Here is a 25,986-nt window from a genome sequence, read left to right as displayed (position 1 = left end):
GCAACATATTGCATAATTCTGATGAGTCATTTTTTATTATGGAACATCATGTCACTCGCCCATGTTTTACTGACCAGCTTATTGGAAAAACCAAGTACAGGTTTTGACTTGGCTCGTCGCTTTGACCGTTCAATGGGCTTCTTTTGGAATGCGACTCATCAGCAGATTTATCGTGAACTCAACGGGATGCTGAAAAAAGGATGGATTTCTACATTAGAAGAACAAGCTGCCAACAGCCGTAAAAAAACTTATCAAGTTGAACAACTTGGAAGGATACAACTGGCATCATGGATTGAACAACAAAGTGAACCTGCTCAACTCCGTGATGATCTCATGGTTAGATTAAGAGCTGAAGCTCAACTCGGTGGCAATAATATTTTGCCCGAATTAGAGCGTCACTTAGTATTGCATAAGGAAAAATTAAGCCTTTATCAAGCTATTCATGATAAAGATTTTAAAGATAACCAACCAACCAATCGCGTTTTGTTTATCCATAAGATGATTCTAGAACTCGGTATCATTAAAGAAAATGAATGGATAAAATGGTTGGAACAAATGATTCCTCAACTGAAAAAGTTTGAAGAAGCCAACAATAGTGGAGAAAAATAATGCCGTTCTATAGCATGCCCGATCAAGAAAAATTATTTGTGCGACGCGTTGGCGAAGGCGAACCTGTGCTCGTCTTATCCGGACTGGGCATGCAAAGCTGGCAATGGCTCCCTTTCTTATTTGCCAATCGTAAACAATATGAATTTATCATTCCCGATTGGCGTGGTTTCGGCGGTTCAAAAAATTGTGCAATTCCAGAACTCGATGCAATCTCAAGTCATTGGAACGATGTAGATTCACTGATTAAACAATTAAAGCTCGATCAATTCATCCTGATGGGTTATTCCATGGGTGCAACCACAGCCATGCATGGCATGAAGCATGGTGGCTTAGCTGAGAAACTTAAGGCCTATCTGCATATTGATCAAACGCCTAAAATTGCGGTTGATGATTCTTGGCAATACGGCTTATTTGGTCCAAAGCATCCTCAATTTAAAAATCTATTAATTGAGATTCAAACGCTATTACTCGATTATAAACATGCTCAGAAACTAGAGGACTTACCCGATGATATCCGCTATAAGCTGGTCAGCTTGTGGGGTGATTTCATTGAGTTGCAAGGCAGCAATAACTATAGTCCTAAAATTTTCAAGCTCGCTCTAAACCGCCCATTCCTGCAAAAATACTTACTGCCAATTCAGCGTTTAGACTATTTACTGTGGTATGTCGAAAATTATCTTAATCATAATGAAGACTATCGTGAAGCCATCAGTCAACTCAGTTGCCCAACCACCTTCTTTATTGGTCGTGAATCTACACTTTACCCAGAAACTGGCCAAACATTGATTGCTGAAAGCTTAAGCAACGCTACAGCGATTTATTTTGAACGCTCTGGACATACGCCACTGATTACTGAACCTAGAAAATTCAGCCAAGAGATTGGCCACTTCCTTGCGGCTCAATCGACCCAAGCAGCTTAAATCGACTGCAAAGAAAAAAGCCAATCAATTGAGATTGGCTTTTTTATGTCTGGTTTATTTTTTATGTCGCATTTTCTCAGCAACATCCAACAACACTTGTGCTGTTTTATCCCAACCTAGGCAACCATCCGTAACTGACTGACCATAGGTCATATCACAGGATATTTTTTGATTGCCATCAACCAGATGGCTTTCAATCATCACACCACGCACTTTCGATTCAGCACGCTCTGCAATAATTTGCTGTAAAACCTGAGGCTGTAATAATGGATCTTTACCACTGTTACCATGACTACAATCAATCACCAATGCCGGTAATTGTTTATGTTTGAAATGCATCGCTTGAATCGAAGCCAAATCATAATTAGTCCCATGATTTGAACCACGTAAAATTAAATGCGGTAATGGATTACCTTCACTATGCAAAATTGCAGGTAGACCTTGCTGAGTCATCCCCAAGAATTGATGACCATGCTGTGCTGATTGAATCGCATCCAATGCAATTTGAATCGAACCATCGGTACCGTTTTTGAAACCAATGCTGTATGGCATATGACTGGAAATTTCACGATGAATTTGAGACTCGCTGGTACGCGCACCAATTGCGCCCCAAGCCAATAAGTCATCAAAATAACCTGTCGCCATCGGGCTTAAAATTTCGCTTGCGATTGGCAAACCTTTCTCGATTAGCTGCAAGTAAAGCTGACGAGATTTTTCTAAACCGAGTTGTAAATCTGATGATCCATCTAAATTTGGATCATATAAGAAACCTTTCCAACCCACAGTCGTACGTGGTTTTTCAATGTATGCACGCATAACAAGGAAAATCTGATCTTTAACCTGTTCTTGTAGTTGTTGTAGGCGATCAGCATATTCGAGTACTGCAATAGGATCATGAATCGAGCAAGGACCGGTAATCACCATTAAGCGATGATCATGTCCAGATAAAATATTCTGAATCGTTTGACGATGTTTTGAAATTTGCTGCGCTAAAGTTGCAGACAAGGGATACTGCGCTTTGAGTTGTGATGGCAAGCTAAGCATTGATTCTTTTGTATGTGTTTGTGGTTGTGTCAAAGCAGTATTTAAAGCATTCATTTTCAATTCCTTTGGACTGGCCTTCTTCGCAGTCCTATCATTTATTTGAGCAAGTGTGATCTAAGCGATGTTGATTTTTTTGCAAAGTAAAACCAAGAAATCTTGCTAAAATATGAATAATTAAATGTATACATGGTATTTCTCCTAAAATCATGATTGTTAAAGCATAAAAAAACCTGATCGGTGTTGCCGATCAGGTATTAACTGGTTGGGCAACCTTTTTGCTGCCCGAAACGCATCAGGCAACGATCAATATTGCCAAAAGTAAAAGTATGCGTTGGTGTTTACAGTATGCTTTAACATATTTATTTCAAATATCTAAAAAACGGTGTCTAACTATTAAATTACGCACTATTTCAGCATTTGACAAGCACTTTTTATGTTTTTTTAATCATCTCTTCAAAATCTTAGAATTTGACCTTTCACCACTTCCCCCATAGAATAGTGTAAAAATAAACCAATTTGAGATCACGCCAATGAAGTAAGTTCTATTTCCATCATCAAAGTTCATTTTTCTTTTTGATGTGCAAAATAGACTTAGCTATCGTTTAGCGCTGCTTTATTCTAAAACTTATCTCGATCTCTCTATTTTGCATATCCTGTTTACGAGGCTTCTTATGACTCAACAGGCATGTATTGTTTCCAACTTATCCCTTGAACTCGCACAGCTCATACACTTTGACTCACTTTGCTTTCAACTTCCATTACATCAATTCACAGGATTGATTGGATGCAATGGTCAAGGGAAATCGCTATTGATGTCTCTTCTGCATGAACAGACAAAATTCAAGCTGCCCTATTCAGGCCAAATCTCATGGCAATGTCCGCATCAATATCTGGCTCAGCTTCAGCGCGTACAAGCAGATACAATCGCTCAAGCCTTGCATATTGAGGATTTATACCAATGCTTCAAGCGTATCCAGCACGGTACTGCAGCTTTTGCCGATTATGACCAAGTCGAACATCTGTGGCATTTACCAACAGAATGGCAACAGCTTTTGCAAAGTGCGGATTTACCAATAGATCTTGATACACCTATTCAGCATTTAAGTGAAGGCCAAAAAACCAAACTCGCACTGTGTCGCTTATTTCTACTTAAAGATCATTATCTCTTACTGGATGAACCGAGTAATCACTTAGATACACTGGGACGAGAATGGTTGATTGAGCAAATGTCTCAACATCCTACAGGTGGGCTCATCATTAGCCACGATCGACAACTACTGTCTCATGTACAGGGGATTTTTTCCTTAAGTCAGCTGGGACTATATTATTATGGTGGCAATTATGCGCTATATCAGCAGCAACATCAGTTACACGTCGACGCATTATCACACGCAGTACAGCAAGAAAAACGTGAGTTAAAACAGCTGAAAGAGCAGCAACATCAAAGTCAAATGAAAGCTCAGAAACGTCAAAAAGCAGGTGAAAAGTTAAGGGCTTCTGCTTCACAAGCTCCCATTTTACTCGATGCCAAGAAGGAACAGTCGGAACAATCTCTCTCGCATCTTCGTAAACAACAGAGCAAGCAGCTTGCAGATGCAAAAGATGAATTACAACAGAAGCAGATCCAACTGGAACATCTTAAAACTCAATCTTTCGAATTTGCAAATATAGCCAGAAAGTCAGGAGAAATCTTACGTTGTCACCAATTACAACTCGCTTATGCGAAGACAAATCTCATTGATCTTGCAATTAGGGCTGGGGAAAAATTGCATTTACGTGGTGCAAATGGAACTGGCAAATCAAGCTTATTAAAAACCCTTCAAGGTTTAATTCCACCACTTACAGGTGAGGTTTATTGCAAAGTAACTTCTACTTATCTTGATCAGAGGCTTTCGCTACTTGATGACACTATTTCAGCACTTGAATATCTACAGCTTATTGATCCTGAACTAACAGAACAGCAAGGGCGAACCTTATTAGGCAATCTTCAAATTCGAAGAGATAAAGCACTGATGCCAATCTCTACCCTAAGTGGAGGTGAACGCTTAAAAGTGGCTTTGCTTGCCTTAAAGCAACAAGCAGTTGAACTGTTATTTTTAGATGAACCCGAAAACCATCTCGATATTGAGTCTCGTGAATTACTGGCTCAAGCAATTCATTCTTTTAACGGTGCTGTGATACTGGTGTCGCATGACGAAACTTTTGTTGAAGCATGCGGAATGACAGCAACTTATATCTTGGTATAGTTTTTTATTTTCAAATTCAGGCATGGCAAAACCATGTTCATGCCTGAACCCAACATTCATCTAAAGCGATCTGATTATTTTATAATTTAAGCACTCGTATCAAAACTTATAGTTCAGAGTTGCCATAAAATTACGTAGCTCCCCCCAAGTATTGATTGCCGTTCTTTTATAAATGGTATTTCCAACATTATCAACATTGATCGCAAGACTGAGATCTGGATTGATCTGATATCTTCCCATTAGGTTCAATAGAACATAGTCATCTTGTCGATTAAACTGAGTTGCTACGCCGCGTGCACGTGTATCAAAAATTTCACTTTGCCAATTCACCCCAGCCCCTAATGTCAATTTATCCCATTGATAATTTGTGAACAATTTCAGAGTCTGCCGTGGAAGTGAACTTCCTGTAGCTGTTGTTAAGGTTTTTCCATCACGATCTTTTGCATCTGTGTAAGTATATCCAGCAGAAATATGCCAATCAGGACTCAATTCACCAGCAATCGATAACTCCACACCCTTTACCTTAGCGCCATCAACTGCCATATAAGCAAAATCACCATCAGTCGTAAACTTTTCACCATCCCGAACAGCAAAATTATCTTGCTTGGTTTCGAAGTAAGCAAGGCTGGTATTTAAGCGTTGATTAAAGAATTCTGCTTTTAAGCCTATTTCTGCACTATTTCCCTCTTCTGGGTCTAAGAATTGGCCTGTAACATTTTTTCGAGTAGATGGATTAAAAATAGAGGTATAACTTGCATAGGCAGAGATCTGATCGTTCATATCTAAAATCAAACCCACATAAGGGGTATAGATGTTACTTTGTTTTTGTTCAGTACCTGTATTTTTGCGTTCCCAAGTACTCAAACGTGAGCCTAAAATCAGTTTTACTGGATCTGCTAACTGTAGTTTGGCCGAGGCAAATCCACCAATCTGATATTCATCGGTTATCGTCCGCCCAATAGGCGTCAAGTTGATATAGTCTCCCACATCACCATAGTAGTTTTGGATCGGTCTAGATGAAAATTGCCAAACTTTATATGCAGGGTCATTGGCATTTACTTTGTATCCGTTGATCCCAAAACTTAACTCATGGTCGCGGCCAAGTGCTTGAAACTGCCCTGAAACAAAGCTATCAATTGCATGAACTTCTGGTGTATTGATAAACTTACTTCCATGAACACTCATTTCCCCAGGCTTTAAGATAATCGGTTTACCCTCCCAGTCAGTACCATTCACGATACCCTTTTCATCTTGATAATTTAAAGTATAGCCTGCTATGTTTCTAATTTGATCGCTGTCCGTTTTGGAATAACTATAGTTAATCGCCCCTTTCCGATTTGAATTAAATTGATGCTCTACACCCAATAATGCATATAGATTATTTACCGCAAGATTTGAGTTGTTAGTTGCTGGATTATCTCTTGGTCCAAAGGTCGTCTGCTTCAAACCATCTCCACTCACAAATGGAAAACCATGTTGTGCAGCATTATGGATTTTATTTTGTTGCAAACTTAGTGCGGTTGTTAATGTCGTCTGATCACTGAGATCATAATCTACCGTACCATAGAGTAAGGTTGAATCTTTATGATAACGATCTTGCTGATTACCTCCTGACGAATGTGCCGCAATCAATCGCCCTTTCAACGTTTTATCTGCATTCAATCCACCCGATACATCAAACTGACTACGATATCGTTCCCAGCTACCCGCCTGAACTTTAATGGAACCTTGTGTATCTTCGGTCGCGCGTTTGCGTACATAGTTAATACTTGCACTCGGATTACCAGAACCGCCAAGCAAACCTGACGCACCTTTTAGAATTTCGATACGGTCATAAATAGCCGTGTCTTCCATACCAATATTATAAGTTCCACCAAAAGATGCCGCACTGGTTGGAATACCATCTCGCATAAAATTATTAATCTTAAAACCACGAGCATAATAATCTGAAAAGCCAGCGCCTTCTTGTCCATGCTGACTTTTACTTACCCCAGATGTTTCCTCTAAAACTCTGCTGATATCTGTTAAATTTTGATCCTCTATTTGCTGTCGAGTAAACACAGTTAAGCTCTGTGGAGTATCTTTTAAATTTAAATCAAGTTTGGCTGAACTACGGCTCGATTGAACAGTATAACGATCACGATTGTTTTCCGCTTTAACCGTTATTGTAGGCAATGTATTGGCTGTGTCGGCCCACACATCTGAACCAATTACCAAGGAAATCGCTGATACTAAAATTCTGGGAGAAAATAATTTTCTGTTGGAAACTAAGGATTCCATGAACGCACTCGATTGTAACAATGAAAATAAAAATCATTATCAATCGTAGCAGTATTCTGTCGGCCTGATTTTCATAACAGGCCGTAAAAGTAGCCTCTTTGTGCCTAAATTCAGGCTTATCATGGCCTCGCTTATTTAACCGGAATAATAAACATAACCTAGTGTTTTTATGTTGCTTTACTTTTCTTATTCAAAAAATTAAGCATGGTATATACCATGCTTAATGAAACTAACGAACCAATCCTTGCGGCTGCAAAATGATTAAGCCAGCCCCACACAAAACCACAAGACCACCTAGAATATCCCAACGTGTCAGCATCACTTGATCGACATAACGCAGCCACAATAAAGCAGTAAAAATATAGATCCCACCATAAGCCGCATAAATACGACCTGATGCTGCAGGATGCAATGTCAGCAACCAAACAAAGACCGCTAAACTTAATGCGGTAGGAATCCACAACCAATGTGATTTTCCTTGATTCAAAATAAGATAAGGAAAATAACAACCTAGAATTTCAGCAATCGCTGTAACGAAAAATAACCCAAATACTTTAAGTACTTGGGTTATTGAGAAAGACAATTCAAACATTAAGCAGGTTCAGCACTCGGGTTAATATGATCTTCAAACACTTCCAATTTTAGGCCGACGTCTTTGCCATTCTCTGTTTTCACAGAAACTGCAACATTGCCACCGTGCTCAGCAAGCTCACCAAATAAAATCATCTCAGCAAGCGGTTTTTTCAAATGTTCTTGAATCAGACGTTGCATCGGACGAGCACCCATGAGACGGTCATAACCATTAGCAGATAACCAGTCACGAGCACTTTGATCAACATCAAGTACCACTTGTTTCTCGTCGAGCTGTGCTTGCAACTCGGTTAAGAATTTGTCTACCACTGAATCGATGATTGTCGTCGGAAGTGCTTTAAATTGAATCACACCATCCAAACGGTTACGGAACTCAGGTGAGAATGCGCGTTTCATTGCATCTTGGTTATCTGCGCTGTGATCTTGCTCAGTGAAACCAATACTTGCACGAACAATACTCTCTGCACCAATATTGGTGGTGAGCACAATAATCACATTTCTAAAATCAGACTTACGGCCATTGTTGTCAGTCAAGGCACCATGATCCATGACTTGCAATAACAAGTTAAATACATCTGGATGCGCTTTTTCAATCTCATCTAGCAACAGGACACAATGCGGATTTTTATGGATCGCATCGGTTAGTAAACCACCTTGATCATATCCAACATAGCCTGGAGGCGCACCAATCAAGCGAGAAACCGCATGACGCTCCATATACTCAGACATATCGAAACGAACCAACTCTACGCCTAGCAATTTAGCCAGTTGTTTAGTGACCTCGGTTTTACCCACACCTGTTGGACCAGCAAAGACAAAACTACCCACTGGTTTATCTGGTGCTTTTAAGCCTGCACGAGATAATTTGATCGCTGATGCAAGCGCTGTAATCGCCTCATCCTGACCGAATACCACACGTTTAAGATCACGTTCCAGATTCTCAAGTACAGACTTGTCATCTTTAGAAACAGTTTTCGGTGGAATACGTGCAATCTTAGAAACGATATCTTCGATATTCTCAACTGAGATCGTTGTACCATCCACTTCTGCTTTCAAGCGGCGTTGCGCGCCAGCCTCATCAATCACATCAATCGCTTTGTCTGGCAAGAAACGATCATTGATAAATTTAGCTGACAACTCAACAGCAGCAACCAATGCTTTATCATCATATTCAACATGATGGAAATCTTCGAACTTGTTTTTCAAGCCACGTAAAATTTCAATTGTTTCATTGATGCTTGGTTCATTAACGTCAATTTTTTGGAAGCGACGCGATAAAGCATGGTCTTTCTCGAATACCTGACGATATTCTTGGAAAGTTGTTGAACCAATGCAACGTAGGCTGCCATTTGCCAAAGCAGGTTTGATTAAATTCGATGCATCCATGGTACTGCCCATGCTTGAGCCTGCACCAATGATCATATGAATTTCATCAATGAATAAAATTGCATTTGGATTCTTTTTCAACGCATTCAACAATTGTTTTAAGCGCTTCTCAAAGTCACCACGATATTTAGTCCCTGCAACTAATGCACCGATGTCTAAGCTATAAACTTCAGCATTCGCAAGTGGTTTCGGTGCCTTGCCATTGACAATCAACCAAGCCAAGCCTTCCGCAATCGAGGTTTTACCTACACCCGGATCACCGACGAGCAATGGATTATTTTTACGGCGACGACATAAAATTTGTGCTGCACGCTCAATTTCTTTTTCACGACCAATTAAAGGATCGGTTTTACCCTTTTGTGCTTCGATATTTAAGTTCAACGTATATTGTTCAAGTGGTCCAGCATTTGCTGAAGCCGCACTTTCACCTTCAATATCTTCCACTTCTTCTTCAACCTGAATCTCATCTTTGCGTGTGCCATGAGATAGGTATTGAGTCAAAGTCAAACGGTTAATTTGATGACGTTTAAGTAAATAAACCGCGAACGAATCTCGTTCTGAATACATCGCAACTAAAACATCTGCACCTTCAACCGTACGGTCGCCACCGCTCGATTGAACATGGAAAATTGCACGTTGCAAAATTCGATCAAAGCTCTCAGTTGGATGAGGGGCCTGTTCACTATTATCACCAAGTTTTGGGGTATGTTGCTCTACATATTCCTCTAATTCTTTACGCAAGGTAACAATGTCCGCGCCACATGCTTTTAATGCATTTACGGCGGAGTCGTTATCAAGCAAGGCAAGCAACAAATGTTCAACTGTCAGAAACTCATGTCTCTTTTGACGAGCCATGCTAACAGCCAAACGTAACGATACTTCTAATTGACGACTGAGCATGTAACCCCCTTATATCTTGGGCTCTATCAAAAAAAGAAAATCTTTTAATGAAAAAGCGAATTATTGACTTGATCCGCTGAGCTTCTGTAATCGTGATTGGATATACGTCTACAAGTCTCTTTGCTTCATAATCTACTGTTAGCATTAGTTGACTATCTTGGTCAAGATTCAAAACAAAGTATTGTTGTAAAAATTCAATTACAAAGAGAGTAAGACTTATCTAATCGTTCAAAAAGACAGCGAATTTGTTATTCATTTATAAAACAATATTAAACCTATGAAAAATTGTAATACTGCATGATCTTGCTTAAAGCCTAACAAATCATTCATAAGTTTAATATATTGATACTCAGTATATTGTTTCATGTTTTTAGCACAAAACAAGATATGCATTCATTCATCGATTCAAAAAGCTTTACTTTATGTTTTTGCAATACCTACACCATTTCACTCATAGTGTACGAGTCATACAATGGCGCAAGGTCTTGCGCATGAGGAATATATTCCGCAAGAGCGTTGCTTTTCTTAACGCCTTCACTCACAGCATAGCTGTTCGACTTGCGCAGCTAAAAAGCGTTGCTTTTCTTAACGCCTTCACTCACAGCATAGCTGTTCGACTTGCGCAGCTAAAAAGCGTTGCTTTTCTTAACGCTGCTCAGGTTCGATTTGGCATAACAAAGGATGACCTTGAGCTCTGGCATAGTTATTCACCTGATTTGCTTTTGTTTCAGCAATATCTCGTGGATAAATACCCGCAGTGCCTTTACCTTCATAATGAACTGTTAACATCACCTGACTGGCCTGATCGAAGTCCAACCCAAAATAACTTTGTAGAACTTCAATGACAAAATCCATCGGCGTGTAATCATCGTTCATTAAAACAACTGCATATAACGGCGGTCGTTTTAACTCTGGTGGGGCAGTTTGTACAACCACCTCACCCTCATGATCCTCTTGCGAATCACTTAAACGTGGATTCAAGTGCCAATCGACAAACCCAGATTGATGAAAAGAATTTTTCACTTCACTTAAATTCATTTGACGTTTATATCTTCGCATATTGAGTTCTTAATCTAAAATTTATTGAGCATTTGCTTCAGCTTGAGGTATTTCCGACACGAAAGCAGAACCTGCATCAACCGGTTTACCTCTTTGCCAACTAAAGCGTTTAATTACAGGTGTGCCAGCTCCGGTTAAACGCACTTCAATGAATTGAGGCGTAAACCCTTTGGGCATTGTCCAACGCCCCGTTAGGCGCTCAAAATCATCGAAATTGAAGTTTTTATCTTCTAAAGGCACAACTAAGATTTCAGTATCTTTAATTAAGCGCAACTCAACCGAACCAGAAGCACGGCGTTTATTTGGGCTTACTTGAACAAGATCAATCTGATATTCAAAGGCATTTTCCGGTAAAGATTTAATTGCCATATTTTGAATGGTTAAGCTTACACCACCACGTTGTCTCAAAATATCACGATAAATCGCATTCATCCCTTCAAATTGGGTCTTATCCGCATTGGCTTGATTCACTGCTTTGAATAAGTCATCTGCATTACCCACAGCCATATCACGCTCTTGAACAGCAGCATTCAAACTCTTGCTGACCGAATCCAATGCAGTCTTTTGTTTCTGAACCACATCTACCAATTGCTCAGCATCTGCATCATAACCAACCACAGTTAAACCTTGACGGTGGCCGACTGTATAGCCAAGCAAAAAACTACTACCGATAAGAACAGTAGCACCAATAATCAAAGGTAAATTCGTTTTTAAGAATTTATTTTTTTCAACGGAACTGTCTGGTGAAGTAGTCGGTTCAACGTTTTCCATCATCATCTCTATCGTTATGATCTGCATCAAAGCACACATTAAAATCGAAATTTAAATGTGTGTGAAGTAAAAAAGCGTTTTTTATGGTAATAAACCAATACCTTCCAAGCCTGCAGCCTCATCAAAACCAAACATTAAGTTCATATTTTGAATCGCCTGACCTGCAGCGCCTTTGACTAGGTTGTCTTGAGCAACCAAGATAATCAATTTATTGGCTTGTGGGCGGTAGAGTGCAATTCTAAGCTCGTTCGCACCGCGAACACTACGTGTTTCTGGAGAACTATTTGTAGGCATGACATCAACAAAGCGTTCATCTTTATAGAAATCTTCGTAAAATGCTTGTAAGTCAAGTTGCTGACCTTGTTCGGTTAAGTCAACATAAATCGTACTCAACATGCCACGAATCATTGGTACAAGATGCGGCACAAAAATAAGCTGATCAAACTGCCCTTTTTGTCCTGAAATATTTTCCAGCGCTTCAACAATCTCGGGATGATGACGATGTCCAGCAACACCATAGGCTTTAAAATTATCAGCGTTTTCACTGTAAATCATACCTAGGCTTGCTTTACGCCCCGCCCCAGACACCCCTGACTTTGCATCCACAATAATACTTTGTGTTTGGATCAGTTGGTCTGGATTTTTAAGTAATGGAGCTAAGCCTAATTGTACCGTAGTTGGATAACAACCAGGATTACCAATCACTTGTGCTTGCTTGATCTTCTCACGATTTAACTCAGTTAAACCATACACAGAATCTTTTAAGATGGCAGGACAACTGTGTTGCATACCATACCATTTTTCAAACTGAACCAAATCCTGCAAGCGAAAATCAGCCGCAAGATCAATGACTTTTGTACCTGTAGCAATCAATTTTTCAGCATGTTGCATCGCTACACCATGTGGCGTTGCAAAAAATACAACATCACATTGTGCTAATTGATCTAAATCCAGATCTGAAAACTCGAGTGTTGTATGCCCGCGTAGACTTGGGAACATATCTGCAACACGCTTTCCTGCTTCTGTACGAGAAGTGAGAATACGAACCTGAACTTGTGAATGTCTTAATAAAAGACGTAATAGCTCAACCCCAGTGTATCCAGTTCCACCAACAATACCAACAGAAATCACGCGTGACACCTCAAGCTTTCATTTAGATAAATAGTATGGCAGTTTGACCCATTTTACACAATCTTCAAGTACCTAACTTTTAACAAAATAAAAGTACTGTCAATCTTGATTAAACAGTCAAAAGTTTATGAGAGAATACAAATAAACTCATTATATTTGGATTGATTCTACCATTGGTCAAGAAATACTATTGAATCATTTCACTATTCGAATAGAATAAAAAAATTGCGGTAATAATAAATTTCATGGATGCAAAATTTTTTGGAGAGCTGGAATGCCTTCTTTGATGTCAAAACAAAGACTACATCATCATATTTGCTTAGGGCTTAGTACACTTCTACTTAGTTCGGCATTAGTTGGTTGTGGAAGTGGTGAAAGTAAAGCGAAAGTAGAAACGACACCCACAGTATCAGAACCAAAACCGAAGAGTTTCAAGGTCAAAGCAGCAGTTGAAATGCGTGATGTTGTTCTTAGAATCTACGATAACTTTGATAATACATTAGTTCTGGAACAAAATTTAAGTACAACCTCTGACGTCAATATCACGCTACCACGCGTTTTAAATAAAGAACGCTTATACCGCATTGAGATATCAACAAATCCAAATTCTTTGGTTTTTGACTTTCAAAGTGGCCAATACCAAAATATTTCTATGACTCTACATAGTCTTGTCGAAGTAAATACCAGTAGTCTCACGCAAACGATTTATATCAATCCAAGTTCAGAAGCAATCTATCAACGCGCCCTAGTCCGCTCTGGCGGACTGCCGACGGATAGCAATATAAACCCGACAAAAGTGAGTGCTTCTCAATTAAATCTCGCAACAGAAGATGTGAACTCAGCATTAACAAGCGCATTCTATCAATTGGATATCCCAAATTTAAACCCGTCTTATCTTTTAAATGCTTTCTCACCACAAGATGCAACGTTAACATCATATGTATACATCAACACTTATCTCAGTTTTGGTTTTATTCAGCAATGGGCAAATCTTTACCCCAATAATTCCTTTGTTGAATTCACCAAGAATTTAGCAGTTGATTTAAAAGACGGTTATCTCGATGCTAAAAAATTACGCGGTGATCAAAGCACACTGACTTCATTAGTGATTCCTACACCAGACAATGTTGATTCAGCCAAAAATAACTTGATATTTATTGCGGAAAATCAAAAGAATGCAAGAGACACCTTCTCTGGCTCTTTAAAGCAAGCGGTACTACAACTGGCGGACAACTATCGTCAGGCTTCTTTAAATCCACAGGGTTACGCCTTATTACAGCAAAAGTCCTATGCTGGAAATAGCCCCATAAATAATACAGCTAATGCTTTCCGAGTCATTGGTGCTGGTGACTATCGTCGTGCTGTTGGGTTTGCAGACACCACTGAAACATGTAATGGTTCTCTTTATCCATGTAAACAAGGTATTACAGGAATCAATATTGTTAGTGCTGGCTTGCCTTCAATTGAATATTTAATCGGTAACTACAAAGATTCAACTGGTAAATGCCAACTCAATATTCGTGGCGATGGCTGGTTAGAGCTCGTTAAAGATGGACAAACTTTTAGCTCAAAATTGGATGGCGATAGCACTGATAATTTATTACAGGTAGATAAAGTCAATGCTGAATACTTATTAAACAGCAGCTCAACTGAACCAAATAATAGCACGCTGCAATATAGCTTTATTCAAGTAAAGGTAAAGAAAAATCAAGTGTTAAGTGCTAGTGCTGGTTTAGATAATCGTAAAGCGCCAGATCAGCTACAAACCACTCAATCACAGTGCGATTTCTTATAGTTCAAGCTAAATTAAAACATTGATGTCCAAATTCAAAATAATCTTGCCGACTCCAATAAAACAACAGCTTTAATTAAGCTGTTGTTTTATTTAAAATCTGTTATTTCAATCTTAGCTTTCTTCTTCGGCTGATATACTGCACTAATAAACTCATCGATATTATTTTTAATGCCTCTTAAGTATCAAATCCCTACACTTCTTGTTTATTCCAGATTGCTGCTCGGCTTTCTAATTGTGGTAGTAACAGTATTACGGCCTAGCTTTTATCCTCTTTATACCGTCGTATTTTTAACACTCGGACTAATGAGTGATATCTTTGATGGCATCATTGCAAGACATTTAGGCGTATCCGATGAGAAATTGCGTCGCTTAGACTCCAATATCGATCAAATCTTCTTTATTTGTGCAATCACATCAATTTACTTACAACAACCTGTTTTTTTTAAACAATACATTTGGCCGATTCTAGTTCTAATTTTATTTGAAGTGGCGATTTATATGGTTAGCTTTATTAAGTTCCGTAAAGAAGTGGCCACCCATAGTCTTGGTGCAAAAATTTGGACCTTATTTCTCTTTGCCTTATTGGTACAAGTGACACTTACAGGCCAAAGTCAAATTTTATTCTGGATTGTTTTCTGGCTAGGTCTTCTGACACGCGCTGAAATCATTGCCATTATTTTGGTACTCAAACAATGGCAAAATGATGTACCTAGCCTAAAACAGGCTATACGTATTCGGAAAGGTTTAACTGTTCAGAACAATCGCTTTTTTAATGGTTAAGACAAAACGTATATTCTATTATTTTTTATAGTACCAACTCGGCAATTGCGTCTGTTTCAATTGCTTTCGATGGTCAAGGTAATTGGCATCGTGTTTTGCCACCTCATTCCAAAAAGCAGCACTATGGTCAAAGTGTTTGGTATGCACCAACTCATGTACACAGACTGATCGCACGATATGTTCTGGCATCAGCACCAATGCGGCATTTAACATGATGTCATGTTTGGAGCTACAACTGCCCCAGCGTGTTTTAGGTTTTCGGATACTACATTGCTGGTACGGTAGACTGATCTGCTGACTCACTTGAGCTAAATATTCAGGTAAAAACTGCTTTGCATAAGCCATGACAGCGGCTTGTAAAGCCTGTTCAGACTGTTCATGCCGAATCAGTAATTGTTGTTGCTCGAAATCAAACTTAAAAATATGTCGTTGCTGTTGTTGAATGATCTTAAAAGGCTGCACATGGTGAAACAATATCAACGATTCAGGAAATATCGTAATTTGATTAAATTGCTGTTGTTGTTTAGCCCAAGTCTCGATCAACCATTGTTCAGACTGATGCAGAAACTGCTGAATCTGTCGTTTGCTACAGAACAAAGGAACTGTGAGGCGAATACCTGTTGGCTCAACACGCAAGCGCAAATTTCTTGCCCTTGCATGTCGAACAACTTTAATTTCAGGTAACAGCGTTTCTAATGAAACTGATGGCATTATTGTGCTGTGCGCTCTTCGATACCACTGTCAGTTGCAACAACAGCAATGGTTGCTGCATTTAATGCAAAGATACCATTGGTCACAACACCTGGAATATCATTAATGGTTTTTTCCAACTCAATCGCATTTAGAATATTCAGATTAAATACGTCTAAAATCACATTTCCATTATCGGTTACAACACCTTCGCGATAAACAGGATCACCACCCAAGGCAACAATCTTACGGGCTACGGCAGAACGCGCCATCGGAATCACTTCAACAGGAAGTGGGAAATCACGTCCTAACTGATCTACCCATTTTGAATCATCTACAATACACACAAATTTCTTTGCAATTGAGGCAACAATTTTTTCACGGGTTAATGCCGCACCACCACCTTTGATCATATGCATATGACGGTCAATTTCATCAGCACCATCCACATAAGCATCTAAACCACCGACAGAATTCATGTCGACCACTTCAATGCCTAGTTTTTTTAGGCGTTCAGCTGTTGCAGTTGAACTTGCTACTGCTGCTTCTAATTGCAATTCAGGCAATAAATCAATTAAAAAATTAACGGTACTTCCTGTTCCTACGCCCAAAATGCCGCCTTTAGGCAAATGTTTCAAGGCTGCTTTGGCCGCAGCTTGTTTTTTTTCATCTTGGGTTGCATATAGACTCATGACTTCACTCAACTATTTTGACATTTGCTTTAAGAAAACAGCGCAAATGCACAGGGGTTTGCTACAATGATTGCCTATTTTAAACTGTTATAGGGAAGATGAACATGCTGTCTCGTGTGGTACGACAAATTTTACAAGCAACGGTTTATGATGTTGCGATTGAAACACCGCTTGAAGCAGCTCCACGAATTAGTCAGAAAATTAATAATAACATTCGATTTAAACGTGAAGATTTACAGCCTGTATTCTCTTTCAAGCTACGCGGTGCTTACAACCGAATTAGCCAATTACCAAAAGATCAGCTTGATCGTGGTGTTATTTGTGCATCTGCAGGTAATCATGCTCAGGGTGTCGCTCTATCAGGAAAAAAATTAGGGATTCATGCCATCATTGTCATGCCAAGCACTACACCTGACATTAAGGTTCAGGCAGTTAAGCGTTTAGGTGGCCAAGTTGTGTTACATGGCGACAGTTTTGATGTTGCCAATAAATATGCCAAACAGCGTGCTGAAGATGAAGGCTTGGTTTTTATTCCACCTTATGATGATGAACTGGTGATTGCGGGACAAGGAACCATTGCCAATGAGTTATTGCGTCAATGGCGTGATGTAGAATACGTTTTTGTTGCTGTCGGCGGTGGTGGTTTAATCGCTGGGGTTGCAGCCTACTTAGGTGAAGTTGCACCACATGTCAGAATCATTGGTGTTGAATACGAAGAATCCGCGTGCTTAAAAGCTGCACTTGAAACCAATGAACGTGTGATCTTACCTCATGTTGGTCTATTTGCTGATGGTACGGCTGTTGCACAAATCGGTGAGTTACCTTTCGACATTATTCGTCTTCGTAAATCAGATAATTCAGGTCCAATCGTAGAACCAGATATAGTCACTGTAGATACAGATGAAATTTGTGCTGCAATCAAAGACACTTATGACGAGAATCGCAGTATTGTTGAACCTTCTGGTGCAATGGCCTTGGCTGGGATCAAAAAATATGTCGCAGAGCACCAACTGACTGGCAAAAATATGGTCTCAATTGTTTGTGGTGCTAACATGAACTTTGACCGTTTACGCTATATTGCAGAACGCACTGAGTTGGGTGAACGTCGTGAAGCGATCTACGCGGTAACAATTCCTGAGCAAAAAGGTGCATTTCTGCATTTTTGCCGTGCTCTACAAGGTCGTAACATCACTGAGTTTAACTACCGTGCCAGTGATAGTAATCTCGCTCAAGTCTTTGTCGGAATCAGCCTCAAAGGTGGTGAAACCGAGCGTCATGAAATTCATGAGATGTTGAAACAACAATATGAAGTGGATGACCTGTCTGATGATGAGGTTGCGAAACTGCATATTCGTTATTTGATTGGTGGTCATGCCAATATCGAACATGAGCGTTTATTCCGTGTTGAGTTTCCAGAACGTCCAGGCGCCCTGTTAACCTTCTTAGAACGTTTGGGCCCAACCCATAACATTACCTTATTCCATTATCGCAATCATGGCGCTGCGGAAGGTCGTGTACTGGTGGGCCTACAAGCAACCGATGCGAAGCAAAATCCAGATGGCTTAGTCGAAACTTTAGAGAAAATCACTTATCCGTATGCCGAAATCACAGATAATACGGGCTATCGTCGTTTTCTTAAATAAGCTTGCCAATACTATAAAGCCGACATAATGTCGGCTTTATTTTTATTCGATGTTTTGCTTATAAATGTGTAGCGCAAACAAAATCATTACAAATAGAAAGTTATTCCATCTTAAAATGAATAAAAAGACATTTTTATCATTTAGTTAAGGACAGTTATGGCACAGTTTGCAGTCATTGGTTTAGGTAGTTTTGGGGCAACTGTTGCATTAGAGCTAACTAAACTGAATCATGATGTCATTGGTATTGATACTTTTAAACGCAATGTTGAAAGTCTTGCTGATCGTATTACCCATGCCGTGATCGCCGATGCCACCGACGAGCATGTCCTAGAAGAGCTGAATATCCAAAATTGCGATGCTGTCGTTGTTGCCATTGGTGAAGATATTGAAGCCAGTATTCTCTGTGTTTTAAATCTCAAGAATCTTGGTGTTGAGAAAATTCTGGTCAAGGCTAAAACCAAAGCACATCACACCATTCTTTCTCATTTAAATGTCAGTAAGATTATCCATCCTGAAGAAGATATGGGTGTTCGAGTTGCTCAGGCATTAAATTACCCAATGGTAAGCCGTTATATGGCGCTTGATCATGATCATTATATTGTCAAAGTGCCTGTGCATGAAAAGCTCAACAACGTAAATTTATCTGGCATTTTAAAACAAGAACCGCATATCAAACTTTTATTGTTAAAACGAGATCAAGAAATTCTCTATGAAACAGACGGCAACTTCACTTTAAAAACAGGTGATGTCCTCATTCTAGAAGGTTTACTCAGTCATCTCCGAAAACTTTCAGGATGTTTCGCATAATATGGCATTCAAAATAAACTCCCAGAAAATTTTCAACCTCAGCCCACCGTCTTTACTTGCGATTGGGTTTCTTAGTTTTATTATTATTGGCACGATATTACTCAAACTTCCCATCGCAAATAAAGGCAATGTCAGTTGGATGGATGCCTTGTTTACAGCAACTTCGGCTGTGACCATTACAGGTTTATCAGTCGTAAACCTAAATGATTCATTCAATCATCTTGGGCAGTTTATTATCCTTTTGTTGATTCAATCGGGTGGTTTAGGTTTTATGACCTTCGCTATATTGGCAGCCTTAAGTCTTGCTCCAAAACTGGGGCTAAAACAACAAATGATGGCGCAAGACAGTTTAGGTCAAACCAGCCTTTCTAAAGTCACCTTTGTTGCCAAAGGCGTCGTGCTGTATACCCTGTTCTTTGAGTTGATTGGCGTCATTATCCTGACAGCCTCCTTTGCGCCAATGTATGGTTTTGATCGTGGCCTTTATTATGCTGTTTTCTATAGTGTCTCAGCTTTTAATAATGCAGGTTTTTCCCTGTTTGATAACAGTCTGATTAACTTTCAAAGCCACTATCTGATTTGTCTCACCATCAGTATGTTATATACCTTAGGCGGGATTGGCTTCTTGGTTCTGATTGATGTTAAACAAAATAAACGCTGGAGCAAGTTGACCCCGAACAGCAAATTGATCCTCAGTACCATCGCAATTTTAAACCTTGTCGCTTTTGTACTGATCTGGCTTTTAGAGTCCAACAATCCACTCACCCTAGGTTCAATGAGTTTAGGTGAACAAGCCATGAATGCATGGTTTCAAGCAACTGTGCCACGGTCTTCAGGATTTAACACCATTGATACAGGTTCAATGGAACATAGTACGGCTTTATTGACTATGTTATTGATGTTTATTGGTGGTGGTTCACTTAGTACGGCTGGCGGTATTAAGGTCGGTACTTTTGTAATTTTATTGCTCTGTGTGATTTCCTTTCTACGCCGTAATGAAGAAATTCGGATTTTTAACCATTCAGTTTCACAAGAAACAACTTATAAAGCACTTGCAGTTACTGCCATTACAGGCATGCTCGTTTTTGTAGGGTGCTTTATTGTTTTCCTGCTTGAACCAAAATTAGATGTGCTCGATCTGATGTTTGAAGTGGTCTCTGCCGCATGTACTGTAGGACTGTCACGAGGTGCAACGGGTCAGTTGCATGATGGTAGTTTGTTTGTGCTGAGTTTGCTGATGTTTACGGGACGATTGGGACCTTTAACACTGGCCTATTTAATTGCGACTCCAAAGAAGAGCCGCTTAAAACACGCCAATGCCAATATTCAGATAGGATAATGATCAACAGGCTGTTGAATCACAATCACTTGTCGACAAATTTCATCGCTTTGACGTTGTTGTTCAAACACTGTTTTAGACATCACGTCAAAATGATCACAAAAACTAATTTCGTGTTCATCGATTGAATAAATCAAGGACTGGTTCCCCATACCTTCTAATGTGTCATAAAACACAATCACATAGTGGCCTTGTTCAAAAGCTCGCTGAATCTCTGAATAAGTTAAAGCCGCCTGAATGGGAATCTGAAGATGCTGGGCATCGAGATAACTTTGCTTTTCCCTTTCATCAATATTAGGGTCAGGTGCCGTATAGAACGACACGTCAAACCCTAATTTTTTCAGTGCCACAGCCAAAGCAATGGTAAATGTTCCATCTTCTCGGTCATGGCCAGACAAGCGAATCAGGTCAGCAATATCAATATGGGTATGATATTGCTTCACGATTAACCAGAGTGCAAAGACACCACAATTTGCTTCAAGCTGTAATAAGGACTCTGGAATATTTAAACTCATTTAGTACCAGTTCATTAAAGATACACCCAAGCCGACATAGGTCGCTCGGTGGTTATAATCAATCAAGCTCTCGCCATAGCCATCAAATATTTGAAAATGACCGCGTAATTTATCTTTAATTGGGAAAGCCCAGTCAAACTGAACCGCACCATGCGAACGATCACCACCTTTTAATGAATGGCGTAACATCAAAGAAAAATCATTATTGCCCTTACGGTAAAATGCGGTTAAATCGCCACGACCGATATAATCCTTAATATCAGGGTTATTATCATCTTTGGCATCTTCTTCAACACGGTACCAAGGACGCAGCATCAGTGCGAAGTTGTCTTTTTCAAAACCAAGATTAAAAATCACACGGTTCCAACTACGCGATAACGGATCTGAACGACCATTGGATTGGTGGTTTAAAGTCACCCCAAGCAAACGTGCATTTAGACCTAAAATTTCATAATTGGTTCTAAACATCAAACTTGCTTCAGGCTCATAATTGGTCTCACGGAATGGTCTTGATTCCTCTGAGTTATAAACTTGCCAACGTGAAGATTGCGTGTAACCCAACCAGAGATCACCATTATTACCAAAGATATTTTCCCAAGCTTTGGTCTTAAACGAAAGCTGGAACTTTGCTTCACTCGAGGTCAACTCTTGCTTATCTTTGACTGTATTTTCAGGGTTCGGACTGCTTGGAAATTCATTTTTATCACTGGTCCAGAACACTGGTAACAGATAAACCGGTTGATAAGCACGAATATTCCATACCCCCAATTTACTTTCTTCTGACAATTCCCAACGGCGATCGAGTAATGAAACATTTGGATCAAATTTTGGTGCAGCACCTAATATATGCAAGTCACTGACCTTTTGAACCACCTTATCTTTCAACGACTCTGGTTTGGCTGGTTCACTCGATTCAGCCACAGGCATAGCGGCTGCAACCATAGGTGCGGCATCGGTCTGAACTTGTGTTGGAATAATGGTCGGCGCTTTAAAAAGGCTGTCATAACAAGCCAGACGCTCAGCATTTGCGGCCAAGGCCACACAGGCATCAACGGTTGCAGGACTTGCCGGTGCTGTCGCTTCAGCATGTGACAACGATGTCGCTAAAGAGCCAAGTATCGCAAGGATACTCAGCTCCAAATGACTACGTTCAAAAGATTTGAACGCCATAGATTTCTCCGATTTTTATTTTATTAATTAACTTGCTGGATATTAAATCCAAGTTTCTGCAATTCTTCACGTTTCGCAAATGGCGCAACCACCGCTTTCACTGGTTTTTGAGCCAATAGATATTGCTTCGCAACACGCTGTAAATCCTCCAAGCCCACGTTGAGTAAACGTTCTCGTAAGATTTTACGGAATTTTGGCGTACGTGCATGCAATAAGGCATAACATGCGGTAATTGCTTCCCCGGCTGGTGAGCCTGGTTTATCCATACCAGCCACTAACCCTAGAATTGCTTCTTCGAGTTGATGCGGTTGTTGTTCGGTATTCAGTAACCATTGCACACTGGCTTCAAAATCATTAAACGTTTCCGCTAGACGTGGATCACGATAGCTATAGAAACGGAATGAGCACGCATTGCCATCATAACTTGCACCACCACCATATGCACCGCCTTTTTCGCGAATGGCACTATGTAAGAAACCATTACGTAAATAAGCTGCCAATACCATCAAAGGTGCTGCATCAGGATGTGCGACATCGACTGCTTGATAAGCAGATGAACAAAACTGAACATTCGCTTGAATTAACCATGCTTCATCATCTGAAGTATTGAGCTGTTCTACTTGCGTTAAAGTGACAGGTGTTTTATCAACAACTAACTTATCCCAAACGTTTTGAACTTCTTCAACTAAACGATCAGATTGATGTTCTTCACATACCAACAAGAATTGTTTAGGTGCTTGCAGCAACTTACGATGAATCGACTGTAATTCAGTAATCAATGCTTGATAAGCTTTATCATCTTGATCAATTTTCGCAACCAAGTCACTGAGCCAGTTTAATGCGCCTAAACCCGTATTGTGATAATCACGGCGAGCAAGTGCGCTCATTTGACGTGAGGCAGCTTGCATTGCATAACTATGACCAGAGCCAGACAAACGTGATTGCCAGCGAGTTTTACGCTGTTGCAATAACTCGATGATACGGTCTTTCTCATCAAAACGAAGTTGCTCAAATGCCAATTTTAATAGTTGAATTGCATCCAGTTTTTGCGTCAGTGATTTTGTCGTCAGCGTGAGCCATGCACTGATACGGTCTTTATCATCGACCTTACTGCGCAATGATGCCCCCATACCTAAACCACCACTTACTGCGGTTTGAATCTGCTGGAATTCCAAATAATCGTACTCACCCGCACCTACTTCGCCCATCAAGATTGAAAGCAAATTAAAGTAAGGTGATTGTACGATCTCATCAGGAATCTGAATCAATACTTGTTGGTAATAAATACCATTGGTTCCTGCATGATATAAATTCAACGGCGTATCTAAGCCATTGCAAATAATTTCACGTAGTTGACCTTGCACAATTTGCAATTCAGCAGGTACATCTTCTAAACCAACTTTTGGTAACAATTCAAGATCATCTGGTGTGTCTTGGCGTTGCTTTAATGCAGCCGTTTTTTCTTGGATTTCAACTTTCTGCGCATCCGTCAGATGAGCTGTAATCTCAGCCAAACGTGCTTGTTCAGCCTGTTGCTCTTTCACTGATTTCGTTGGATCAGGTACTAAAGTCATTTGTACACGGTGCGGATTATCCAACAAGTGGGTTTGAATCAAGTTTGATAACCACATCGGGTCTTTTAACTCTTCTTTCACTTGTTCAATCGCAGAGTCTACATCCCAGACATGAACTGGATCGCTATGATGAATCGCACTACCTAATCCATTCAGGATCAGACTGAGGCCATATGGTGTCCCATCACCATTGATTTCACGTTGATGTAATTCAATTTGATGAAGAATGGCATCTACAAAATCAGTATCTACTGGCTTGGAAGCAACCTCTTTTAGAATATCGAGAATGCCATTTTTAAATGTTTCTGCATGTTCAGCATTAGAGCCTTGAACTCCACAATAGAAGGTCATTTCAAAGTTGCTGTCATCAACACCCATCAAAGGACCTGTTGATTGTGCATAACCACAAGTTTCTAAGTAATGGCGTAAAGGTGAAGCAGAATTTTCTAATAGAATTCCCTCAACCAAACGCATACCTAGACGTAATTTAGTATCACTGGTTTCAGGTAACAACCACGACATGACATGGTAAGTTTTGTCTTTCAGATCTTCACTGTCAACCGCATAGCTTTCAGTCACTTCTACAGGTGCAGTTAAACGCTTCTCAGGTTTTGAATATAAAGTTGTCCCTTGAGAAAACTTATGTAGAGCTAATTTCTCAAATTGCTCTTGCAAGTCATACGCACTTTGATTGCCAAAGGTCATGAACACGGCATTACTTGGGTGATAGTGAATTTTATAGAAATCCACCAACTGCTCATAGCTTAGGTCTGGAATATCTTTAGGATCTCCACCAGAGTTGTAGTGATAGGTCGTTTCTGGGAATAAATGATGTGCAAGCTGATGATATAGCTGATCTGAAGGAGAGCTCATCGCTCCTTTCATTTCATTAAATACCACACCTTTATAAACGGCTTGATCATTTTCCAGCTCAATACGGATGCCTTCTTGCGCAAAATCCAAAGGATTTAAATTCGCGGCAAAGGCAGCATCTAAATACACAGACAATAAGTTTTGAAAGTCTTTTTTGTTCTGTGTTGCAAAAGGATACGCTGTCCAATCCGCTGCTGTGAATGCATTCATAAATGTGTTCAATGAACGGCGGATCATCAAAAAGAACGGATCACGTACAGGGAACTTTTCAGAACCACAGAGTGCCGTATGCTCTAAAATATGTGCAGCACCTTTGGAATCCATCGGCTGCGTTCTAAATGCCACCAAGAACACATTTTCGTCATGCGTTGTGGCTAAATGGTAGTGAACTGCACCAGTCACTTTGTGCTTATATTCTGAAACTTGAATATCGAGTGCTTCTACATGGTGTTGACGTAATAGCTGAAACGCGGGATGTGTGGTTTGAGTAATGCTTTCAGTAACATCTACAGTCATGTGATCTCCAATTTATCTCTATTAAATTCATTACAATTGATTATAGAGAGTCTACCGAAGAATACGTATCGATATCCATGTAAATTACTCTATTTTTGTAGAAAAATGCAGCGCCTAATCCAAAACAGCGTTTCATAAAATCTTGTAAAAATTGTGATGTGCTGACACGATAGATTGATATCCCCGACTTTGATAGAAGTGAGCCGCTTGTGCTGTATCAGTAAATAAATCAAGCCGCTCAAAATAAGTCTTTGCGTATTGTTCAATATGCATCAATAAATAACTACCTATTTTTTTATCACGATAATCTGGATGGATATAGAAACGACGTAAACGCCCAACTCTCTTCGATTCGGCAAAAGGATCTTGATTCACTCCACCTATGGCAATCAAAGTATCATGTTGATCATACACAACAAAAAGTGCTTCTCCGATCCGATCAAAACAATTGGTACCTGATTGAAAATCTTGTTTTTATCTATTTAAGAAGCGGAAGCCCTCACATTCTGAATATTGGATCAAAACATCTATTTGTGCAGGCAATTCCAGACTTCTTTCAATTCTAAAGTGGTCTGGCCTCATCTTCTTTCCTTCATTCACTGTGAGCCTATACTTTGCTGAATTTTCTTCAACAAACTACTGTAATCCGTAGCAT

21 protein-coding genes and 1 pseudogene are annotated in these 25,986 nt (G+C 39.8%); 8 read left to right on the top strand and 14 right to left on the bottom strand.

Annotated features, from left to right (window positions below):
- Nucleotides 1–48 precede the first annotated feature (48 nt).
- Nucleotides 49–609, top strand: a complete 561-nt coding sequence (locus tag A7P54_RS05330) for a PadR family transcriptional regulator (protein ID WP_005313568.1) — start codon at nucleotides 49–51, stop codon at nucleotides 607–609.
- Nucleotides 609–1,529 carry an alpha/beta hydrolase gene (locus A7P54_RS05325; protein WP_171548869.1) on the top strand — a complete coding sequence of 307 codons (921 nt, stop codon included), beginning with the start codon at nucleotides 609–611 and terminating at the stop codon, nucleotides 1,527–1,529. Before A7P54_RS05330 ends, A7P54_RS05325 begins: the two co-directional genes overlap by 1 nt.
- Before the next feature lie 54 nt (nucleotides 1,530–1,583).
- On the opposite strand, the gene A7P54_RS05320 is transcribed toward A7P54_RS05325, so the two are convergent.
- Nucleotides 1,584–2,627 (bottom strand): 3-deoxy-7-phosphoheptulonate synthase, encoded by a 1,044-nt coding sequence (locus A7P54_RS05320; protein ID WP_171548868.1) that lies wholly within the window; start codon nucleotides 2,625–2,627, stop codon nucleotides 1,584–1,586.
- Between the two features lie 617 nt (nucleotides 2,628–3,244).
- Between A7P54_RS05320 and A7P54_RS05315 the strand changes: the two genes are divergently transcribed.
- A complete protein-coding gene (locus tag A7P54_RS05315) occupies nucleotides 3,245–4,819 on the top strand; it encodes an ATP-binding cassette domain-containing protein (protein WP_171548867.1) in 1,575 nt (524 codons plus the stop codon).
- 99 nt (nucleotides 4,820–4,918) lie between these two features.
- Here the strand turns inward: A7P54_RS05315 and A7P54_RS05310 are convergent, their stop codons facing one another.
- From A7P54_RS05310 to argC, 7 genes are all read right to left on the bottom strand, one after another.
- The gene (locus tag A7P54_RS05310) at nucleotides 4,919–7,018 is read right to left on the bottom strand and encodes a TonB-dependent siderophore receptor (RefSeq protein WP_354667333.1); all 2,100 of its coding nucleotides are present in this window, start codon (nucleotides 7,016–7,018) and stop codon (nucleotides 4,919–4,921) included.
- A 310-nt stretch (nucleotides 7,019–7,328) separates the two neighbouring features.
- A complete protein-coding gene (locus tag A7P54_RS05305; RefSeq protein WP_005204046.1) occupies nucleotides 7,329–7,691 on the bottom strand; it encodes a YnfA family protein in 363 nt (120 codons plus the stop codon).
- Nucleotides 7,691–9,976, bottom strand: a complete 2,286-nt coding sequence (clpA, locus tag A7P54_RS05300) for an ATP-dependent Clp protease ATP-binding subunit ClpA (RefSeq protein ID WP_004806787.1) — start codon at nucleotides 9,974–9,976, stop codon at nucleotides 7,691–7,693. The genes A7P54_RS05305 and clpA overlap by 1 nt, the downstream gene beginning before the upstream one ends.
- Nucleotides 9,933–10,121 carry a hypothetical protein gene (locus A7P54_RS05295; RefSeq protein WP_241305294.1) on the bottom strand — a complete coding sequence of 63 codons (189 nt, stop codon included), beginning with the start codon at nucleotides 10,119–10,121 and terminating at the stop codon, nucleotides 9,933–9,935. Before A7P54_RS05295 ends, clpA begins: the two co-directional genes overlap by 44 nt.
- Before the next feature lie 500 nt (nucleotides 10,122–10,621).
- Nucleotides 10,622–11,035 (bottom strand): ATP-dependent Clp protease adapter ClpS, encoded by a 414-nt coding sequence (gene clpS, locus A7P54_RS05290; protein WP_004806784.1) that lies wholly within the window; start codon nucleotides 11,033–11,035, stop codon nucleotides 10,622–10,624.
- Nucleotides 11,036–11,056: 21 nt separating this feature from the next.
- A complete protein-coding gene (locus A7P54_RS05285; RefSeq protein WP_171061045.1) occupies nucleotides 11,057–11,812 on the bottom strand; it encodes a DUF6776 family protein in 756 nt (251 codons plus the stop codon).
- 75 nt (nucleotides 11,813–11,887) lie between these two features.
- A complete protein-coding gene (gene argC, locus A7P54_RS05280) occupies nucleotides 11,888–12,937 on the bottom strand; it encodes an N-acetyl-gamma-glutamyl-phosphate reductase (RefSeq protein WP_033132904.1) in 1,050 nt (349 codons plus the stop codon).
- A gap of 274 nt (nucleotides 12,938–13,211) precedes the next feature.
- On the opposite strand from argC, the gene A7P54_RS05275 reads away from it, so the two are divergent.
- Together A7P54_RS05275 and A7P54_RS05270 are read left to right on the top strand one after the other, a co-directional pair.
- Entirely contained in the window at nucleotides 13,212–14,732 is a 1,521-nt protein-coding gene (locus A7P54_RS05275; protein ID WP_171548865.1) for a hypothetical protein, read from the top strand.
- Between the two features lie 168 nt (nucleotides 14,733–14,900).
- Nucleotides 14,901–15,512: a CDP-alcohol phosphatidyltransferase family protein gene (locus A7P54_RS05270; RefSeq protein ID WP_171548864.1), complete on the top strand. Its 612-nt coding sequence runs from the start codon at nucleotides 14,901–14,903 to the stop codon at nucleotides 15,510–15,512.
- Nucleotides 15,513–15,530: 18 nt separating this feature from the next.
- Here A7P54_RS05270 and A7P54_RS05265 read toward each other — a convergent pair whose 3' ends face one another.
- Complete coding sequence (locus A7P54_RS05265; protein ID WP_171548863.1) at nucleotides 15,531–16,223, bottom strand: SprT family zinc-dependent metalloprotease; 693 nt, start codon at nucleotides 16,221–16,223, stop codon at nucleotides 15,531–15,533.
- Nucleotides 16,223–16,894 carry a ribose-5-phosphate isomerase RpiA gene (gene rpiA, locus A7P54_RS05260; RefSeq protein ID WP_004806773.1) on the bottom strand — a complete coding sequence of 224 codons (672 nt, stop codon included), beginning with the start codon at nucleotides 16,892–16,894 and terminating at the stop codon, nucleotides 16,223–16,225. Before rpiA ends, A7P54_RS05265 begins: the two co-directional genes overlap by 1 nt.
- A 98-nt stretch (nucleotides 16,895–16,992) precedes the next feature.
- Here rpiA and ilvA point away from each other — a divergent pair, with 98 nt between their 5' ends.
- The 3 genes from ilvA to A7P54_RS05245 all read left to right on the top strand — a co-directional run bounded on the left by ilvA (nucleotide 16,993) and on the right by A7P54_RS05245 (nucleotide 20,683).
- On the top strand, nucleotides 16,993–18,537 hold the full coding sequence (ilvA, locus tag A7P54_RS05255) for a threonine ammonia-lyase, biosynthetic (protein WP_171061068.1): 1,545 nt from the start codon (nucleotides 16,993–16,995) through the stop codon (nucleotides 18,535–18,537).
- 156 nt (nucleotides 18,538–18,693) lie between these two features.
- A complete protein-coding gene (locus tag A7P54_RS05250; RefSeq protein WP_005313544.1) occupies nucleotides 18,694–19,344 on the top strand; it encodes a TrkA family potassium uptake protein in 651 nt (216 codons plus the stop codon).
- Nucleotide 19,345: 1 nt separating this feature from the next.
- A complete protein-coding gene (locus A7P54_RS05245; protein ID WP_171548862.1) occupies nucleotides 19,346–20,683 on the top strand; it encodes a TrkH family potassium uptake protein in 1,338 nt (445 codons plus the stop codon).
- Here the strand turns inward: A7P54_RS05245 and A7P54_RS05240 are convergent.
- The 4 genes and pseudogenes from A7P54_RS05240 to A7P54_RS19025 all read right to left on the bottom strand — a co-directional run bounded on the left by A7P54_RS05240 (nucleotide 20,671) and on the right by A7P54_RS19025 (nucleotide 25,913).
- On the bottom strand, nucleotides 20,671–21,198 hold the full coding sequence (locus A7P54_RS05240; protein WP_171548861.1) for a cysteine peptidase family C39 domain-containing protein: 528 nt from the start codon (nucleotides 21,196–21,198) through the stop codon (nucleotides 20,671–20,673). The two genes, A7P54_RS05245 and A7P54_RS05240, sit on opposite strands and share 13 nt — an antisense overlap.
- Nucleotides 21,199–22,368: a phospholipase A gene (locus A7P54_RS05235; RefSeq protein WP_005313536.1), complete on the bottom strand. Its 1,170-nt coding sequence runs from the start codon at nucleotides 22,366–22,368 to the stop codon at nucleotides 21,199–21,201.
- A 23-nt stretch (nucleotides 22,369–22,391) separates the two neighbouring features.
- Nucleotides 22,392–25,331, bottom strand: coding sequence for an insulinase family protein (locus A7P54_RS05230; protein WP_171548860.1), 2,940 nt, complete (start codon nucleotides 25,329–25,331; stop codon nucleotides 22,392–22,394).
- A gap of 132 nt (nucleotides 25,332–25,463) precedes the next feature.
- Nucleotides 25,464–25,913: pseudogene (locus A7P54_RS19025) on the bottom strand (GNAT family N-acetyltransferase).
- Between the last annotated feature and the right edge of the window lie 73 nt (nucleotides 25,914–25,986).

The sequence above is a fragment of the Acinetobacter sp. Ac_3412 genome, from assembly GCF_013072675.1.
Classification (GTDB): Bacteria; Pseudomonadota; Gammaproteobacteria; order Pseudomonadales; family Moraxellaceae; genus Acinetobacter; species Acinetobacter higginsii.
This window is presented reverse-complemented; position numbering and strand designations above follow the sequence as displayed.

What these genes read in the sequence shown, in the direction of transcription:
- A7P54_RS05230 (WP_171548860.1), bottom strand. Translation starts at nt 25,331, where the DNA reads ATGACTGTAGATGTTACTGAAAGCATTACTCAAACCACACATCCCGCG.
- A7P54_RS05265 (WP_171548863.1), bottom strand. Translation starts at nt 16,223, where the DNA reads ATGCCATCAGTTTCATTAGAAACGCTGTTACCTGAAATTAAAGTTGTT.
- A7P54_RS05235 (WP_005313536.1), bottom strand. Translation starts at nt 22,368, where the DNA reads ATGGCGTTCAAATCTTTTGAACGTAGTCATTTGGAGCTGAGTATCCTT.
- A7P54_RS05305 (WP_005204046.1), bottom strand. Translation starts at nt 7,691, where the DNA reads ATGTTTGAATTGTCTTTCTCAATAACCCAAGTACTTAAAGTATTTGGG.
- A7P54_RS05270 (WP_171548864.1), top strand. Translation starts at nt 14,901, where the DNA reads ATGCCTCTTAAGTATCAAATCCCTACACTTCTTGTTTATTCCAGATTG.
- A7P54_RS05295 (WP_241305294.1), bottom strand. Translation starts at nt 10,121, where the DNA reads ATGCTAACAGTAGATTATGAAGCAAAGAGACTTGTAGACGTATATCCA.
- A7P54_RS05330 (WP_005313568.1), top strand. Translation starts at nt 49, where the DNA reads ATGTCACTCGCCCATGTTTTACTGACCAGCTTATTGGAAAAACCAAGT.
- rpiA (WP_004806773.1), bottom strand. Translation starts at nt 16,894, where the DNA reads ATGAGTCTATATGCAACCCAAGATGAAAAAAAACAAGCTGCGGCCAAA.
- A7P54_RS05245 (WP_171548862.1), top strand. Translation starts at nt 19,346, where the DNA reads ATGGCATTCAAAATAAACTCCCAGAAAATTTTCAACCTCAGCCCACCG.
- A7P54_RS05325 (WP_171548869.1), top strand. Translation starts at nt 609, where the DNA reads ATGCCGTTCTATAGCATGCCCGATCAAGAAAAATTATTTGTGCGACGC.
- ilvA (WP_171061068.1), top strand. Translation starts at nt 16,993, where the DNA reads ATGAACATGCTGTCTCGTGTGGTACGACAAATTTTACAAGCAACGGTT.
- A7P54_RS05285 (WP_171061045.1), bottom strand. Translation starts at nt 11,812, where the DNA reads ATGATGATGGAAAACGTTGAACCGACTACTTCACCAGACAGTTCCGTT.
- A7P54_RS05320 (WP_171548868.1), bottom strand. Translation starts at nt 2,627, where the DNA reads ATGAATGCTTTAAATACTGCTTTGACACAACCACAAACACATACAAAA.
- A7P54_RS05275 (WP_171548865.1), top strand. Translation starts at nt 13,212, where the DNA reads ATGCCTTCTTTGATGTCAAAACAAAGACTACATCATCATATTTGCTTA.
- A7P54_RS05240 (WP_171548861.1), bottom strand. Translation starts at nt 21,198, where the DNA reads ATGAGTTTAAATATTCCAGAGTCCTTATTACAGCTTGAAGCAAATTGT.
- A7P54_RS05250 (WP_005313544.1), top strand. Translation starts at nt 18,694, where the DNA reads ATGGCACAGTTTGCAGTCATTGGTTTAGGTAGTTTTGGGGCAACTGTT.
- clpA (WP_004806787.1), bottom strand. Translation starts at nt 9,976, where the DNA reads ATGCTCAGTCGTCAATTAGAAGTATCGTTACGTTTGGCTGTTAGCATG.
- clpS (WP_004806784.1), bottom strand. Translation starts at nt 11,035, where the DNA reads ATGCGAAGATATAAACGTCAAATGAATTTAAGTGAAGTGAAAAATTCT.
- A7P54_RS05315 (WP_171548867.1), top strand. Translation starts at nt 3,245, where the DNA reads ATGACTCAACAGGCATGTATTGTTTCCAACTTATCCCTTGAACTCGCA.